This is a genomic window from Ruegeria sp. AG1 (genome assembly GCF_056541705.1).
Window position 1 is genome coordinate 115,584 of record NZ_JBQFYU010000003.1, and the last position, 15,000, is coordinate 130,583.

Below are 15,000 nucleotides of genomic sequence, written 5' to 3' on the forward strand. Positions count from 1 at the left end.
CCATGACCGCAGTTGAATTTGACAATGTTTCAATCGCGTTCGGCACCGACCCCAAAAGCGCGTTGCCCTTCATGGACGAAGGCAAAGACCGCGCAACGGTGAAAGAAGCCTGCGGTCAGGTGCTGGGAGTCCACAATTGCTCGCTCACCGTGCATGAGGGCGAAACGCTGGTGCTGATGGGGCTGTCCGGTTCGGGCAAATCCACGTTGCTGCGGGCGGTGAACGGGTTGAACCCGGTGATCCGCGGCGCGGTTCGGGTCTCGGACGGGTCTGAGATGGTGGATGTCACCAACGCTGACGCCCGTACCCTGCGCCGGATGCGGCAGAACCATATTGCGATGGTGTTCCAGCAATTCGGACTGCTGCCGTGGCGCACGGTTCGTGAAAACGTCTGGCTAGGGCTGGAGCTGTCGGGCATGTCCCGCACTGAGAGGCTGCAGCGCACCGATGAGCAACTTGCTCTGGTCGGTCTCTCCGATTGGGCGGATCGCAAGGTCGGAGAGCTGTCGGGCGGTATGCAACAACGCGTCGGGCTGGCCCGCGCCTTTTCCACTCAAGCACCGATCCTGCTGATGGATGAGCCGTTCTCGGCCCTCGATCCGCTGATCCGGACCAAGCTGCAGGATGAACTGCTGCGCCTGCAGGAAAAGCTGAAACGCACGATCATCTTCGTGTCCCATGACCTGGATGAGGCCTTCAAGATCGGCAATCGCATCGCCATCATGGAGGGCGGTCGCATCGTGCAATGCGGCACCCCGTCCGAGATCTACTCGAAACCCGAGGACGAGTACGTGGCCGACTTTGTCGCGCATATGAACCCACTGGGCGTTTTGCGCGCGCGGGACGTGATGGAGCCTGCAACCGGCACACCGGACCGCTCGATTGATGCGGATACGGATATTCGCGACGTCATTCAGGGCTTCGACCAGAACAACGCACCGGTTGGCGTAATCGAGAACGGGGCGATCATCGGTCAGGTCACAAAAGACCGTGTGTTGAACAAGCTGGTTGATCCGATGGGGCAGTAACCTTCGGACCTTAAACATGGGGCGGTCCGGTACTAGTACGCCGGACCGTTCGCTCTCAATTGTTTTCGTGCCATCCCATTCGAAACCTCCTAACCTGCCTCGAGAGGTGTTGAGTTAGGAGCAGGCCGTGACAGATACCTTCCAGAGAGTTGCCGATTTCACCCTAGGTCTAACACCCGAGGATATCCCCGATGCGACGCTCAACGCCGCCGCGTTGATGCTACTCGACACGTTGGGCATTACGATTGCATCGGGTCCTATGGCGGCGGGGTCAATCGCCCGAGAAACCGCTTTTGCGCTCTATGGGGCAGGTGATCCGGCGCTCAGCGCGCGGATGTTGTTTGATGGCCGCCGGGTCAGTGCTGCCGGGTCTGCCTATGCCGCTGCGACGCAGACTGACAATCTGGACGGGCATGACGGTTACAACCCGACCAAAGGGCATATCGGTGTAGTGGTCGTGCCGGCGCTTTGCGCGCTGGCTGATACGGTTCCGGATTTCTCGGGCCCCGAAGCTCTGACCGCTGTCACCATCGGATATGAGGTCGCCGGGCGCGCCGGGATTTCTCTGCATAAAACGGTCAGTGACTATCACACATCGGGGGCATGGAACGCCTTGGGCGTCGTCGCCGTTGCGGCTCGAATGCGTAGGTTGAGTGCGGATCATTTGCGGCAGGCCATGGGCATTGCCGAATATCACGGCCCCCGCAGCCAGATGATGCGCGAGATCGCGAACCCCACAATGTTGCATGATGGCTCGGGTTGGGGGGCTTTGGTCGGTGTGTCTTCGGCCGTTTTGGCCGAGAAAGGCTTTACCGGCGCGCCCGCAATCACAATTGAAGCCGAAAAGGTCTCGAGCCACTGGCAGGACCTTGGCCAGTTCTGGCAGATGCAGCATCAATATGTGAAACCCTACCCGATCTGCCGTTGGGCGCACGCCGCGATCGACGCTGTCCGGCAGCTCATGCGTGAACATGATCTGAGCCATGAAGACATCGCCTCGGTGCAGGTCAATACCTTCCGCGAGAGCGCCTGCTTGTTTCAGGGCATGCCCAACGACACCTCAAAGGCGCAGTATTCGCTGCCATTCGCGGTGGCGGTGATGATGGCCTATGGGCGGATCGGGGTCGAGCATATCTCGGGCGCGGGTCTGTCTGATCCTTTGGTGGCCTCTTTGTTGGAACGTATTTCCGTTGCCGAAGACGCGCGCCATTCGGCTCGGTTCCCCGAGTGCCGCATCGCTGATGTCACGATCCGCTTGCACGACGGGCGGGTGCTGGAGACGGGCGACGTCCACGCGCGCGGCGGCCCCGAGGCTCCTATGGATCAGGCCGAAGTGGTCGCGAAATATATGGAGTTTGCAACACCCTCGCTTGGCGAGAAAAGAGCCTCAGCCATACGCGACGCCGTTCTGGGGCTGAGAGATCCGGTATCGACTTTCTCGGATCTTGGCGCGTTGATTTATGACGCTCCACCCGGTTCCTAGTCCCTCAAATACAGTTGAACAATCGCCCCGGGAGCCCCTTATGCTGTGGTAGCCCGAGCTCGCGCAGCAAGCAGAACATCATCGCCTGATTGGATGTGATAACGGGTTTGCCCAGCGCGGCTTCAACCCGCTCGATGGCCTCAACGGACCGCATATCGGTGCAACTTAATACGATCGCCTCGGCCTGCGGGTCGTCGGCCTGGCAGGCGAGGTCGAAGACTTCGTCCGGGGTCAATTCTCCCTGACCGTAGTTGCCCAGTTCCCGGCCCACATCGGCGCATTTGACCGTTTCGACCCCATTTTGGGCCATGAACGCGATGGCCTGCGTATTGATCTCGCCCAGATAGGGCGACGAAAAGCCGACTTTGCGCGCTCCCAACGCCTGAATGCCTGCGATCAGAGCACTGGCCGCTGTGACTGATTTGGCATTGGCACCGGATTTGATCTGTTCGACCAACTCGGCGTCGAAAGATGGGCCGTGGGTCAGCGTGGCCGAGGTGCAGCCGTAAAGAACGATGTCGGGCCGCACGCCGGAGATCATCCGCAAATCATGGCTGATATCCGACGCGCCCAAACCGGCCATCTGATCTGAGCCGGGGATTTCGTCCACGTCATACCCGCCCATGCGCTGGAAATGCAGTGTGGTGTTGGGCGGGCGCATCAACGCCAGATCCGGCTCCAGATTTGTGTTGGTGAAAGGCACCAGAACGCCGATCTTGGCTGCAGTTCGGGTCTCGGTCATGACAGCATTCCTTCCAACACGTCGCGGGCGCGTTTCATGACGCCCTGTGCGCAAATCGTGGCGCGCAAGCAATCGCCAAGGCCATAGCCACCCACCCCGCGCATCAAGAGGTTCTCGGCGCGCAAGGCAGCATCGACCCGCTGCGCTTGGTCGACTGACGCAAAGCGCAGCAAGGCGAAATTTGTTTGGCTTTGCGGGACGGTCAACCCCATAGCACGACAATCTTCGATGAACGCATCACGGATTTCGGCAGTTTTTGCCACAACCTTTCGCATATGCGCCTGATCTCGCATCGCCGCAGCGGCGGCTGTCTGCGAGGGGATCGAGACATTGTTTGGGTTCAAAAGCTTGCGCAGTTCTGCTCCAATCTCGGGCGGAGCATAGGCCCAGCCGACCCGAGCGCCTGCCAGCCCATAGGCTTTGGAAAAGGTCCGGGTTGTGACCGTATCGCCGCGCTGAACCATAGCGAATATCTCTGCCGGATTCTGTTCGGCATCCGAGAACTCGGCGTAGGCTTGATCGACGACCAGCAGAACGTTCTTAGGAAGGTTGGTCCGCAGGCGCACGATCTCAGCGTTCGGGATGACCGTTCCGGTCGGGTTGCCCGGATTGCAGAGGAAGACGATGCGGGTTTCTGGAGTGACTGCGCTCAGAATGTCATCCACCGAAACAGTCAAGTCGACCTCACGCGCCTTGACATAGTCCGCCTGCACCTGCGCAGTCGCCGAGGCGACAAAGGCGTAGCCGTAGTCTGTACCCAGCACGCGGTCCCCTTGCCCGGCATAGGCGCGGATCAGGCAACCGATCAGCTCCATCGATCCCGCGCCGCAAAGGATGTTGCTCGGGTCCAGCCCATGCACTTCGGCTATCGTTGCGCGGAGGTCCGGCCATTCCGGATCAGGATAGAGTGACATGTCGGCCATCGCGGCCTGTCCGGCGGCAATGGCGGCAGGGCTGGCGGGAAAAGCGCTTTCGTTCTGGGCCAGTGAAATCGTTTGAGGACCGCCAAGATCGGCTAGCGCATAGGCGGCCATGGCGCCAACATGAGGGACGGGCCGGATCATGAGCCATCTCCGTATGCTTTGGCTCCTTCGGCGCTGAGCAGACCGCGCTTGAGATCCAGTGCCAGCGCCTCTGGGTGCCTGTCTGTCGGATCGCCGAAGCCTCCTCCTCCGGGGGTTTCAAAGATAAGGTAATCGCCGTCTTCAACCCGCAGCTCGCCCTTTCCGGGGATGTCAGTGTCGCTGTCGCGGAACCGAATACGCCCGGGTGCTCCGGGTTGACCGCCCATCCGTCCAAGCGCAGGGAATTTCAGACGCTCGACCGAGAGGAAGACGATGAAGGGCGCGCCGTTGGCCGAGGTCATCTCGATCCGTTGCCCCAACCCGCCGCGGTACTTGCCCGCCCCGCCCGAGTCGGGCCGCAACTCGCGCCGCCAGATCGTGACGGGGGCGACGCTTTCGGTGATCTCCACCTGGCTGCCGAACACGCCCGAAGGGTAGGCCGTTGCCGACAACCCGTCCGCATGAGGCCGCGCGCCCGTGCCGCCGTTATGCACGGGCTCAACCGCGAATTCGCGTCCTCCGTCACGGGCCACCTCAGGAGCGTGGCGCATGGGCAGGTCGAACATGCAGGATGCGCCCTCGGCCGGGACCTGATCAGGCAGGGCTTGATGCAGGCAGCCCAGAACCAAATCAGGGGTCACCTGACCCAAGGTGTGCCGCATCGCCACTGGCGCCGGCCGCTGCGCATTCAGGATGCAGCCCTTGGGACCATCGACGGTGAACGGCTCCAGTGATCCTGCATTGTTGGGAATGTCCGACCCGACAATGCAGCGCAGGGCAAAAACGGTATAGGCGGTGGCATAGTTCAGGGGCACGTTGATGCCCTTGCGCGAGCATCCGGATGTGCCGGTGAAATCCACATGCATCCCATCGGCGCTGACGGTCAGGGTGGCGTGCAGTTCCAGTTCATTCTCATAGCCATCCATCTTCAGGACGTTCTTATAGACGCCAGCAGGCACCTCGGCGATGGCGGCCAGAGTGCCCCGGCGCGAGGTGTCGATGATGTAGGCCCCCAGTGCGTCCAGATCGTCGATGCCGAATTCCTCCATCATCGACACCAGCCGGTTCACCCCCGCCTCGCAGCAGGCGATCAGGGCGTAGATGTCGCCCTCATTGGCCACGGGTTCACGGCTATTGGCGCGGATGATGTCCAGCAGCAGGGCGTTCGGCGTGCCTTCCTCGACCAGTTTGCAGGGCGGTATCAGCAGGCCCTCGTCGTATATGTCCGACCCTTCGGGCCCCATGCCCAGCCCACCCAGGTCAACCAGATGCGAGGTGCAGGAAGTGAAGCCGACGACCTTGCCATCCTTGAACGCGGGCATCATCAAAAGGAAGTCGTTCAAGTGACCCGAGGCGAGCCAGGGATCGTTCGTCATATAGATGTCGCCAGGTTTCATCGTCTGAACCGGGAAGGCGGTGCGCAAGTGCTGAACGGCTTCGGCCATAGTGTTGATATGGCCCGGCGTGCCAGTAACGGCTTGTGCCAGCATCCGGCCGTTCACGTCGAAAATCCCGGCAGAAATGTCGCCGCATTCGCGTACAATCGGGCTGAAAGCTGCGCGGATCAGGGTTTGGCCCTGTTCTTCGACAACAGCCAGCAGCCGGTTCCACATCACTTGTAGTCGGGCGGGGGTCATTGCGTGCCTCCTTTTTGGTCGCGGATCAGGACGAGGTTTCCGATGGCGTCCACATGGGCCGAGAAATCGGCTGAGACGAGTGTCGTCGTCTGTGGTTCATGGATCAGCGCAGGGCCGCAGACGCGGTCGCCGGGGTTGAGATTGGCGCGAGCCACAAAACCAGCCTGTTTCCTCTGCCCGTCTACGTCACAAATGATGGGTCGGGTTTCTGAAGGCGTCATCGTGGTCACCGCCGGGCTGGCAAGCAGTTCGGGAACGACAGCGTCCGGAGTCGCGACTTGCACGGCCCAGTTCAGTATCTCGATCTGCATGCCCGGAACGGGGCGCGAGAATTGCTTGCGGTACTCGGTTTCAAACGCTTCGGTCAGCGGGGCGAGGTCTTCGGGGGTAAGTGTGCGGTCGGGCAGCGAAATCTCAATCTCATGCCCCTGACCACTGTAGCGCATGAAGGCTGAGCGTCGGATTTCGGTCGGTGCATCTCCGGCACCTTGGGTAACAACGGCGCTGGCCTCGGCGATCATATCGTCAAAAAGGCCGTTGATCGCCGTGAAATCCAATTTACCCAGTAGAGAATAGTACGAGCGCACGATCTCAAACGACACGGGCGCGAACAGAAAGCCTACGGCTGAGCCAACACCGGGATTTGGAGGCACCACGATGCGGTTAACGCCCGCAGATCGGGCCACGCGACTGGCATGAAGCGGGCCGTTGCCGCCAAAAGCGATCATGGCGCGTGGTCCGAGGTCTTTGCCCGATTCCACCGCATGCATCCGCCCAGCGCTCGCCATGCTTTCATCCACGATGCGACTAACCCCGTCAGCGGCCCCTGTCGCGTCGGTTTCAAGCGCCGTGCCGATTACGCTTTGCAACGCGCCGTTTGACGCCTCAGGGTCAATCTTGATGAACCCTTCGGCAAATGTGTCGGGCACGATGTAGCCCAGAGTGATGTCACTGTCGGTCACAGTCGGCTCGGTTCCGCCGCGCCCAAAAGCCACCGGGCCGGGCTCCGAGCCTGCCGATTTTGGCCCCACCGTCAGACGGCCCAGCCGGTCCACCCCGGCGATGGAACCTCCGCCGGCGCCGATTTCGATCATCTCGATCACGGGGATACGTACCGGCATACCAGAGCCTTTGATGAAGCGCGCGGCCCGCGCGATCTCGAACTGGCGCGAGGTTTGGGGTCGGGCATGGTCGATGAGGCAGAGCTTGGCGGTCGTGCCACCCATGTCAAACGACAAAACCTGATCCAACCCGGCCCGAGCAGCGATACGCGCGGCTAGAATAGCCCCTCCGGCAGGGCCACTTTCGACCAGCCGGATCGGGAAACGCATGGCCGTCTGGACGGTGCACATGCCTCCACCTGCGGTCATCATCAGGATCGGGCAGGTGACCCCTTCGGCTTCGAATTTTTCGACGAAGCGGGTCAGATATGTCTCCATCAGGGGTTGGATATAAGCGTTGGCAACCGTTGTGCAGAGCCGGTCAAACTCGCGCGCCTCGGGGCTGACATCGGATGAGATCGACACGGTCAGATCGGGGCGTCGTTCGGTAAGAGCATCGCGCAACCGACGTTCATGCGTGGGGTTCGCGTAGGAATGCATGAGGCAGATCGCAACCGCATCCGCCCCGCTGGCGTCGATTTCAGCCAGAAGCGCGTCAATAGCGTCTTCTTCCAGTTCGATCAGAACCTCACCGGTCGCTGACATTCGCTCGCGAACGGTCAGAGAGCGTTCACGCGGGACAAGTAGGTCGGGCTTTTCCAGATTGATATCGTATTGCGCATAGCGCCGTTCGTAGGCGATTTCGAGGATGTCCCGGAACCCTTGGGTCGCGACGGTTGCTATAGTGGCCCCGCGCCGCTCGATCAGAGCGTTGGTGGCCAGTGTGGTGCCGTGGATGAAGCCGGTCACTTCGGCCAGTGACCGTCCCGCGCTTTCCATGACGCGCAGCGCCCCTTCCATCGCGCCTTTGGCCGGATTTTGGTGCGTGGTCAGGGTTTTGGTCGAGGCCAATATCGTCTCATTGCCTGAAACAAGGACAGTATCGGTAAACGTGCCGCCAATATCTATGGCGAGGCGCAGAGCAGTTGTCATGGAGGGGTCCGTTGTCGTCTGTAACAGTTTGGGCATGGCGCCCGTTCGGCCTGCTACCGACGCGGTGCCACCAAGTTGCAGCCGGTGGCCCGGCGATCCATACGAGTTGGGATGCACTGACAAGTCATGAGGAATTGTCGGGCGGTTTTTACGTCACTGCTAGCGCATTTGCGACATCGCGGCATTCCAACGACGTAAAAACCTGAACTTCGCTGCAGGGCTTATCCCGACAGCCGCGCCAAATCCGCACTTAGCGCGCGGGCCTCGGAAATACTGCGCTGTAGGGCCTGCAATTGCGCCTCGGCAGTGGTGCCTTGGGGCTTTGCGTTCAGCACCCTGTCGATTCTGGCGGCTGTGGCGGGGTCTCCGCCGCCAATTGCATCGCGCTGTTGCAGGATTTTCAATTTTAGCTGCGCCAGTTCAGTCTCAGAGGATCGGATCTGCGCGGCCAATGCGTCGTTGCGGGCCTGAGCTGTCGCCACATCGCCCTCGGCGGCCTCGATCCGGTCATCATAGGCCCCGGTCGCAATGCCGGATACTCCGGCGAAGAACCCTCCGTCCGCCGGGTCTGTCGTGGTTTGGCAGGCGGCCAAAAGAAAGCAAGGCAGAGCAATGCGTGTGATCATGTTCTGCCCTGTCACAGCGACGACGCCAAATCGCTGGCGATCCCGCGCATCTGCGAAATCTGGTTGGACAGAGCCTGCAGATCACCGTCAATGGGCGAGGTGGTTTGGCGGCGCTTGATCGTCAGGCTTCGCGCCTCAGCAAATTCCGCCTGCCGTTTGGTTGCCCCGTCAATGGCCAGTTCCATCTGTTTCAGATTGCCATTGGCCTCGGTCAGCTCTCGTTGCAACTCGGCCTGATCCACCGTTCCCGCTGCGGCGCGGGCGTTCAGTGCGTCCAACTCAGCCTTTTGAGCCACCAGAACTTCGTTCATCACGTTCAGCGTGGTCTGCATTTCGGCAGCATTCCGGTCCAGATCAGATTTGATCTGACGCAGCCGTCTTTCGCGCCCGGCATAGCTGCGCTGCACATAGGCCACATAGGTGCCTGCCAGAGCGCCAGCACCCAGTCCGAGGGCGACGCCTGTGCCTACGTCGTCAGAACCGCCCAGCCCAAAGCCGATCGCGCCCCCCGCTACACCACCAGCAATCGCCCCTTGCAGGATCGTCTTTTGCAGGGCTGCCGCTTGTTTTGCCAGATCGGCCTCGGCCTGGCTTGACCCAGCGCCTACGGATCTCAGCGTTTCCGGCTCGCTGCCGCCACCGCAAGCGGACAGGGCCAACGATGCCCCTAACACGGCGGCGATCAGCCGGGTGGAATTAGATCTGCCAGCCATTGATAACTCCCTTTTTTACTATCTTCAGCCTGCGCCACATGGCGCAAAAACAATGCGGCATCCTCGCTCAGGCGCGCGTGGGCTTGCCCGAGGTTACGCGAAGTTGCCGAAGCATCAAAGAAATCTGCGCCTGGCTCGGATGGAAAAAACACCACGGCGCGGGTCAAAAGTTCATCGTAATAACTGCGGCTTTGATCCAGCCGCCTTAGAATGACACCGCGTGAGCGATAGATGTCGTAGATATCATTGCGGGCCTGTTGCAGTACTGGCAGCGCGGCAGGGTCCGAGCGGGCGATCTCTTCGATCTGACCCAAGGCATTTTCAGCAACGGCCAGAGTGCGTTCGACACTGCGCAGTGCAACAATATCGGTGCGCAGGCTCTGCAATGTCGTGGCGGCCAGAAAGACCGAGACTTCGGCGGCGTCTTCAAACAGACGCTCTGGCGTTGCGGTTTCCTGCAGCGGCAAGCGACGGCGATACTGATCGAGGGCCGGTTCCAGGTTCCGGCTTGGCCCATCTGGCATCAGCCCAAGGGTGGAAAGGGCCGCGGCCAGCTTATCGGGTTCCGCAGCAGCCAGCGTTGCACTGATCGGCGCGGCTGGGGCGGTTGCGGTGTTCCTCAGCAGCTCAATCCGGTCACGCGCGAAAGCGGCGAACAGGCCATCGGGATAGGTCTGCAGATAGTCCTTGAAGTCGGCTTGATCGCTGCTTGCCGAAATGCTCCGCCAATGGGCCATATCGGCCTCAAAAGCGTCAGAGGGGCTGGCCGAGGGCAAACCCGGCGCGAAACTATGCTCATCTAGAACGGATTCTTCTACCCATGGGATCTGGCGGCCTTCAGTGTCCAGAACCACTTGCTGACGCACCCGACCCAGCATCAGCCGCACATCCAGATCTGGCGTTGCAATATGATCCAGCAGGCTCGAGGTGAAGACACTGTTGTCGCCCAGCCCATCATACGCCACGTTGCCGGGGTCAGTGGCATAGGCGATCAGTAAACCTGCACCGCCCCGGATGCGTACCAGACCCTGTTCGACGATCCCTTTGTCCGAGAACGGGTTATTGCGACAAGCGTCGAGCAGCAGGATGCCCACATCCGGCCCCGCCTTGGCAAGCACATCGCGCACGCGGTCGATGGTGATCGAACTTCGGCTGAGGGCGTCCAGGTCACTGCCCGAGAATTCGGTGCCGATCAGGTGGTTCTGACCGCCGATTTGAACCCCGTGGCCGGCATAGAAGAAGACAGCCATTTCAGCGCCCTGCGCCGCCTGCCCAAAGGCGTGTACAGCACGATCCATCGAAGCTGCGTTCTGATCGGTGGCCTCGGTTACGGCAAAGCCAAGCTCGCGCAGCGCTGCGCCCAGGGCCTCAACATCGTTGACCGGATTGCGCAGTGCCATATCCGGGGCGCGGTAGTCGGAATTGCCGATCAGCAAGGCCACACGATCCGCAGCCCGGGCCGAGCCTGTCGCCAGAACCAGACAGGACACTATGCAAACCAGCAAAAATCGGACCCGAGTCATACCGTCACCTTAGCGCATGGATTTTCGACTGCACAGGCAGATTGGAACTCTATAGCCTGCCCAGTCGATCCTCGTCGTCCACAACGGTCAGCCACATATCCGGCCCGCTCCACCGCCAGAGGACGAGGTTGAGGTTCGCCGGTGTCGTCCCCGGCGCGAAGCTGCGCACCAGCAAACCGAGAAAACCGTCCTTGATCAATTGCGAAGCCAAATCTTGCGTCGGGACAGCGCGACGATCCAGCATGGCTGACCGCCAACCGGGATCGGCCAGTGCGGGCGCGGTCATTCCGTATTGGGCCAAGGCGGCCTCGTCTCGGGTGTCGAAGATCGGGCCTAAATCAGCGTGGTAAGACACCAGTATCGTCGGCTGCAAATCCCCGACCTGATTGGCCTCACGCAGGGCCGTGGCCGGGTCCAGCGCCGTATAGAGTGCTGGTGTTCCCTTCATGTTGAACCGACCGCCATACTTCTCAGCCCCGCGACCCGAGAGGGGCTCGCGCGCGTAGACCGGGTTCAATGCGCGAAATAGCGGCCCGCGATACCGGCATTCTTCAAGCGGCATCAGGCATAGACACCGGCATCGACGGCATCAATGTACTCCAACACCTGCTGCGCCTTGCCCTCCTGCACCAGCTGCATCGCGGTGCGCCCGTCAAAGCCGGGCAAAGGTTCCGAGCGATACCAGGCATAGGCGATCAGATCCGAGCCAAAGCGCGGTTGCACCTTGTTGAGAACTTCGACCAGTTCGCGCAGGCGGCGTTGGGTCTTGTCGGATTGAATGCGCGTGCGGCGTTGCAGGGCATCCTTGCCCAACCCCACTGTCAAGGCGACCTCTTCGGCGGATGTACGCAGAGCCGCCGCGATTTTCCGAGGCTCAAACAGCCCGCCTTCGGCGAATTGAGCAATCTGCATACCACCCTCCAATCCTGTTACTTTGACAGTATATAGCGTCATTATTGCTGATTTTCAAGGATGTATGCCGTGTCACTGCCTCTCAAGCCTCACCAAACCCCTTGGCAGACGACATGATCCTCACCAACTTGGGACCACCCGTTGATTGACGACAGGCTGAGCGGCCCTTTTACCTGTTCGCAGCCTCGGGTATGAGGTCTCAAATGGCAAGAAAACAGCAGGAGCCCATCCATGTCGTTTCATCGCACCGCTTTTGCGGCATTGTTCGCGGCCGTGTTGCCAGCCGTCAGTTGGGCGCAATCAGAAAGCGCACCGTCTGAGGCGCTGTCCGTCGAGTTGAACACAGCGCAGAATGTGGGCAATGCCTGCCGTCTGACGTTTTTGGTGCAGAACGGAACCGGGGTCTCAATCGACAAAGCCGTGTTCGAGACCGTGATCTTCGACACCGAAGGCGGCGTTGTCAGCCTGTCCCTGTTCGATTTCCGAGATCTTCCGGCGGATCGCCCGCGCGTGCGGCAGTTTGATTTGCCGGGAAGGGATTGTGCGCAAGTGGGCCGCGCCTTGATCAACGGTGCAAACACCTGCGTGGTCGACGGTGCGGATAGCACTATCTGTCGCGATACGCTCAGCCTCAGCAGCCGGGTCAAAGTGGAGCTTTTGGGATGAACTTCTTGGGCACTTTGCGTGAAATTCTGGCGCTTGGCGGGCCGGTTGTTGGTATCTTGATCGTGATGTCGGTTCTGACGCTTTCGGTCACGCTGTATAAACTGTGGCAGTTCGCGGCTTGTGGTGTTGGTCGCCACAAGGTCCTGTCCGAGGCTCTGGCTGCCTGGGATGCAGGAGACCGCGCTGCGGCGCGCACGCGATTGAACGACAGCAGCAGCTATCTGGCGCCGATCGTCGGTGCTGCGATGGATGGGGTCGACGTCCCCGGCGTGGATGACCGTCTCGATGCCGAGGCCGGTCTTGCCCTTGCCGGGTTGGAGCGTGGCTTCCGTCTGTTAGATACGGTGGCGCAGCTTGCCCCGCTGCTTGGATTGTTTGGAACGGTGCTTGGCATGATCAACGCGTTCCAGAGCCTGCAAACCGCCGGTTCCTCGGTGGACCCATCGCTGTTGGCCGGTGGGATCTGGGTGGCCCTTGTGACAACAGCTGTGGGTCTGGCGGTGGCGATGCCAACCTCGATGGTTCTGTCTTGGTTGGAAAGCCGCACTTCGCGTGAGCGGGTGTTTGCGGACAAAGCGCTGCGGACCATTCTGGTGCCCGGTCACGCGCTGCAGGCAACGGCCGGGGCACAGACCCCGCGCGCCACCCCTGAACATGCGTAACACGGCGCCCTTTGTCAGACGCCCCTTGTCGATGACGCCGTTGATCGACGTCATCTTTCTGTTGCTGCTGTTTTTCATGCTTTCATCCACATTCTCGCGATTTGCTGAGATCGAGTTGACTCAAGCCGAGGCTGGTAGCGGCGCGGGCACGGCACCGGCGGACAGAGTGTTCCTGCAGCTTGGTCCGGATCGGTTGGTTCTGAACGGGGCCTCGATCACGTTGGATGATCTGCTGACGCAAGTTGAAACCGGGCAGGTTCTGATCAGCCTCGACGCCGATACCTCGGCGCAACGTCTTGTCGATGTATTGGTCCCTCTGCGAGGCCGGGACGGGTTGACCGTAACGGTGTTGGAGTAGGCCGATGATCCGCCAGACACCGCAACGCCGCAGACGCGACTCCACGATCCCGCTGATCAATGTGGTGTTCCTGATGCTGGTCTTCTTCCTGATCGCTGGCACCGTGGCCCCTCCTTTGGATCCCGATCTTGAGCTGGTCGACACCGCAGAGTTGAAGGGGCGTGAGCCGCCGGATGCGCTGGTCCTGCATGCAGACGGATCGCTCAGCTTTCGCGGACAGGCTACGGACGCCGAAACCTACATGGCGGATCATGAGGGCGAAGAAGTCCGCATCGTGCCGGACCGCGCGGCCTCAGGCCCGCGTCTGATCGAGGTGACGGGCGCGTTGCGGCGTGCAGGGGCGAAATCGGTCTTTCTGGTCACCCAGCAGGCGATCGAATGATCCGAACCTCGGCCATCATCGCCGCCGTGGCCGTTCTTGTTTCGCTGCTGCTGCACGTTCTGGGGCTGAGCATGACCACAGCTAGCTTGACCCATTCGCCAAGCGTTGTAGGCGATGAGGAAGATGCGGTGACTCTCGGAACGGCCTTTGAAGATCTGGCTGAGCAGTTACCCGAGCCGATCGAGCCAGAAGAAGCGGAGGTGCCCGAACCTCCGGTCGAAACCTCGCCCGAGCCTGAAGAAGCGGAGATTCCGACAAGCGAAGCTCTGGTTGCTTCGCCCGATCCGCAAGAGCAGACCTTCGCGCCCGATACCGGCCCCTCCAATGGCGGTCAGGCCGAGGTGCCAGAGCCTGAGGTAACCGAATCCGTTGACCAGTCGGAGACGCAAACGGCAGCAAGTGATGAGGTCGACACAACGCCTCTGGCCGAGCCATCTGATGTCGTCGAAATACCGCAAGCCAGTGCCGCAGAGCCGGTCGAGCCGGTCGAAACGCCGGAGGCTGAGCAACTGGCCGCCTTGCCGCCCGTCGAGGTCGCGCCTGTGCCGCTGGAACAAGAGGCTGTTGAGCCGGAAATCGCGGTAGAGCCTGTGCCAGAGGAAGCCGAACCCGTGGAAGACAGCGAAGGAACCGAACAGGCGGTGGCAACTTCGCTTCGACCGCGCTTGCCCAATCGGACGCCCTCGGACGAGGTTCAACCTGCGCTGCCCGGTACGCGCAATTTCGACAACCTGAAATTCCCCGAACAAACCATTGAATCCCCACTGGCGGCCTATCAGCGCGAAGGGATTGACGCGTTCACCCGCAATGACCGGGGCAACCAGTCCGGCGGGCGAGGGCCGGGCAATTCCACCACGACCAACTATGCCGGACAAGTTCTGGTTCATCTGAACCGCGCGCCTCAGGTCTACGCGCCGGTTCGCGGCTATGCGCAGGTGTTCTTTCAGATCGATCCGGATGGCTCATTGGCCTGGGTCGAGGTCATCACCAGTTCGGGCTCGGACCAGGTGGATCGGGCCGCGAAGGAGCAGGTCAGGGGAGCTGCACCGTTCCCGCCTCCGCCCGGTGGGGTCAGCCGCAAACTGTCTTTCTACTACCAGAACGGCTGAGC

The 15,000-nt window shown here is 61.0% G+C and carries 16 protein-coding genes; 7 read left to right on the plus strand and 9 right to left on the minus strand.

Annotated elements, in window-relative coordinates; genetic code table 11:
* The first annotated feature begins 2 nt into the window (after positions 1-2).
* Positions 3-1,028, plus strand: coding sequence for a choline ABC transporter ATP-binding protein (gene choV, locus ACR0B5_RS05210; protein ID WP_480538908.1), 1,026 nt, complete (start codon positions 3-5; stop codon positions 1,026-1,028).
* A 127-nt stretch (positions 1,029-1,155) separates the two neighbouring features.
* Positions 1,156-2,511, plus strand: a complete 1,356-nt coding sequence (locus ACR0B5_RS05215) for an MmgE/PrpD family protein (protein ID WP_480538910.1) — start codon at positions 1,156-1,158, stop codon at positions 2,509-2,511.
* A 4-nt stretch (positions 2,512-2,515) separates the two neighbouring features.
* Here the strand turns inward: ACR0B5_RS05215 and ACR0B5_RS05220 are convergent, their stop codons facing one another.
* From ACR0B5_RS05220 to ACR0B5_RS05260, 9 genes are all read right to left on the minus strand, one after another.
* The gene (locus tag ACR0B5_RS05220) at positions 2,516-3,253 is read right to left on the minus strand and encodes a maleate cis-trans isomerase family protein (protein ID WP_480538912.1); all 738 of its coding nucleotides are present in this window, start codon (positions 3,251-3,253) and stop codon (positions 2,516-2,518) included.
* Positions 3,250-4,317, minus strand: a complete 1,068-nt coding sequence (locus ACR0B5_RS05225; protein WP_480538914.1) for a pyridoxal phosphate-dependent aminotransferase — start codon at positions 4,315-4,317, stop codon at positions 3,250-3,252. Before ACR0B5_RS05225 ends, ACR0B5_RS05220 begins: the two co-directional genes overlap by 4 nt.
* Positions 4,314-5,954: a hydantoinase B/oxoprolinase family protein gene (locus ACR0B5_RS05230; protein WP_480538916.1), complete on the minus strand. Its 1,641-nt coding sequence runs from the start codon at positions 5,952-5,954 to the stop codon at positions 4,314-4,316. Before ACR0B5_RS05230 ends, ACR0B5_RS05225 begins: the two co-directional genes overlap by 4 nt.
* Positions 5,951-8,047 carry a hydantoinase/oxoprolinase family protein gene (locus ACR0B5_RS05235; RefSeq protein WP_480538918.1) on the minus strand — a complete coding sequence of 699 codons (2,097 nt, stop codon included), beginning with the start codon at positions 8,045-8,047 and terminating at the stop codon, positions 5,951-5,953. The genes ACR0B5_RS05230 and ACR0B5_RS05235 overlap by 4 nt, the downstream gene beginning before the upstream one ends.
* A gap of 221 nt (positions 8,048-8,268) precedes the next feature.
* The gene (locus ACR0B5_RS05240) at positions 8,269-8,673 is read right to left on the minus strand and encodes a hypothetical protein (protein ID WP_170675865.1); all 405 of its coding nucleotides are present in this window, start codon (positions 8,671-8,673) and stop codon (positions 8,269-8,271) included.
* 11 nt (positions 8,674-8,684) lie between these two features.
* Complete coding sequence (locus ACR0B5_RS05245) at positions 8,685-9,386, minus strand: hypothetical protein (protein WP_170639735.1); 702 nt, start codon at positions 9,384-9,386, stop codon at positions 8,685-8,687.
* Positions 9,356-10,909, minus strand: coding sequence for a caspase family protein (locus ACR0B5_RS05250; protein ID WP_480538920.1), 1,554 nt, complete (start codon positions 10,907-10,909; stop codon positions 9,356-9,358). Before ACR0B5_RS05250 ends, ACR0B5_RS05245 begins: the two co-directional genes overlap by 31 nt.
* A gap of 49 nt (positions 10,910-10,958) precedes the next feature.
* On the minus strand, positions 10,959-11,471 hold the full coding sequence (locus ACR0B5_RS05255; RefSeq protein ID WP_480538922.1) for an RES family NAD+ phosphorylase: 513 nt from the start codon (positions 11,469-11,471) through the stop codon (positions 10,959-10,961).
* The gene (locus ACR0B5_RS05260; RefSeq protein WP_170378480.1) at positions 11,471-11,821 is read right to left on the minus strand and encodes an MbcA/ParS/Xre antitoxin family protein; all 351 of its coding nucleotides are present in this window, start codon (positions 11,819-11,821) and stop codon (positions 11,471-11,473) included. Before ACR0B5_RS05260 ends, ACR0B5_RS05255 begins: the two co-directional genes overlap by 1 nt.
* 231 nt (positions 11,822-12,052) lie before the next feature.
* Here ACR0B5_RS05260 and ACR0B5_RS05265 point away from each other — a divergent pair, with 231 nt between their 5' ends.
* The 5 genes from ACR0B5_RS05265 to ACR0B5_RS05285 are packed head-to-tail and all read left to right on the plus strand — an operon-like array spanning position 12,053 to position 14,998.
* Positions 12,053-12,487, plus strand: coding sequence for a hypothetical protein (locus ACR0B5_RS05265; protein ID WP_170467392.1), 435 nt, complete (start codon positions 12,053-12,055; stop codon positions 12,485-12,487).
* Positions 12,484-13,149: a MotA/TolQ/ExbB proton channel family protein gene (locus tag ACR0B5_RS05270; RefSeq protein ID WP_480538924.1), complete on the plus strand. Its 666-nt coding sequence runs from the start codon at positions 12,484-12,486 to the stop codon at positions 13,147-13,149. The genes ACR0B5_RS05265 and ACR0B5_RS05270 overlap by 4 nt, the downstream gene beginning before the upstream one ends.
* Before the next feature lie 31 nt (positions 13,150-13,180).
* Positions 13,181-13,507, plus strand: a complete 327-nt coding sequence (locus ACR0B5_RS05275) for an ExbD/TolR family protein (protein WP_425084492.1) — start codon at positions 13,181-13,183, stop codon at positions 13,505-13,507.
* Between the two features lie 4 nt (positions 13,508-13,511).
* Positions 13,512-13,889: an ExbD/TolR family protein gene (locus ACR0B5_RS05280; RefSeq protein ID WP_480538926.1), complete on the plus strand. Its 378-nt coding sequence runs from the start codon at positions 13,512-13,514 to the stop codon at positions 13,887-13,889.
* Positions 13,886-14,998 (plus strand): energy transducer TonB, encoded by a 1,113-nt coding sequence (locus ACR0B5_RS05285; protein ID WP_480538928.1) that lies wholly within the window; start codon positions 13,886-13,888, stop codon positions 14,996-14,998. The genes ACR0B5_RS05280 and ACR0B5_RS05285 overlap by 4 nt, the downstream gene beginning before the upstream one ends.
* Positions 14,999-15,000: the final 2 nt, after the last annotated feature.

Excerpts from the sequence above, each read along its gene's own strand:
- ACR0B5_RS05240 (WP_170675865.1), bottom strand. The coding sequence starts at position 8,673 with ATGATCACACGCATTGCTCTGCCTTGCTTTCTTTTGGCCGCCTGCCAA.
- choV (WP_480538908.1), top strand. The coding sequence starts at position 3 with ATGACCGCAGTTGAATTTGACAATGTTTCAATCGCGTTCGGCACCGAC.
- ACR0B5_RS05260 (WP_170378480.1), bottom strand. The coding sequence starts at position 11,821 with ATGCAGATTGCTCAATTCGCCGAAGGCGGGCTGTTTGAGCCTCGGAAA.
- ACR0B5_RS05230 (WP_480538916.1), bottom strand. The coding sequence starts at position 5,954 with ATGACCCCCGCCCGACTACAAGTGATGTGGAACCGGCTGCTGGCTGTT.
- ACR0B5_RS05220 (WP_480538912.1), bottom strand. The coding sequence starts at position 3,253 with ATGACCGAGACCCGAACTGCAGCCAAGATCGGCGTTCTGGTGCCTTTC.
- ACR0B5_RS05250 (WP_480538920.1), bottom strand. The coding sequence starts at position 10,909 with ATGACTCGGGTCCGATTTTTGCTGGTTTGCATAGTGTCCTGTCTGGTT.
- ACR0B5_RS05270 (WP_480538924.1), top strand. The coding sequence starts at position 12,484 with ATGAACTTCTTGGGCACTTTGCGTGAAATTCTGGCGCTTGGCGGGCCG.
- ACR0B5_RS05255 (WP_480538922.1), bottom strand. The coding sequence starts at position 11,471 with ATGCCGCTTGAAGAATGCCGGTATCGCGGGCCGCTATTTCGCGCATTG.
- ACR0B5_RS05265 (WP_170467392.1), top strand. The coding sequence starts at position 12,053 with ATGTCGTTTCATCGCACCGCTTTTGCGGCATTGTTCGCGGCCGTGTTG.
- ACR0B5_RS05245 (WP_170639735.1), bottom strand. The coding sequence starts at position 9,386 with ATGGCTGGCAGATCTAATTCCACCCGGCTGATCGCCGCCGTGTTAGGG.
- ACR0B5_RS05280 (WP_480538926.1), top strand. The coding sequence starts at position 13,512 with ATGATCCGCCAGACACCGCAACGCCGCAGACGCGACTCCACGATCCCG.
- ACR0B5_RS05285 (WP_480538928.1), top strand. The coding sequence starts at position 13,886 with ATGATCCGAACCTCGGCCATCATCGCCGCCGTGGCCGTTCTTGTTTCG.
- ACR0B5_RS05235 (WP_480538918.1), bottom strand. The coding sequence starts at position 8,047 with ATGACAACTGCTCTGCGCCTCGCCATAGATATTGGCGGCACGTTTACC.
- ACR0B5_RS05225 (WP_480538914.1), bottom strand. The coding sequence starts at position 4,317 with ATGATCCGGCCCGTCCCTCATGTTGGCGCCATGGCCGCCTATGCGCTA.
- ACR0B5_RS05275 (WP_425084492.1), top strand. The coding sequence starts at position 13,181 with ATGACGCCGTTGATCGACGTCATCTTTCTGTTGCTGCTGTTTTTCATG.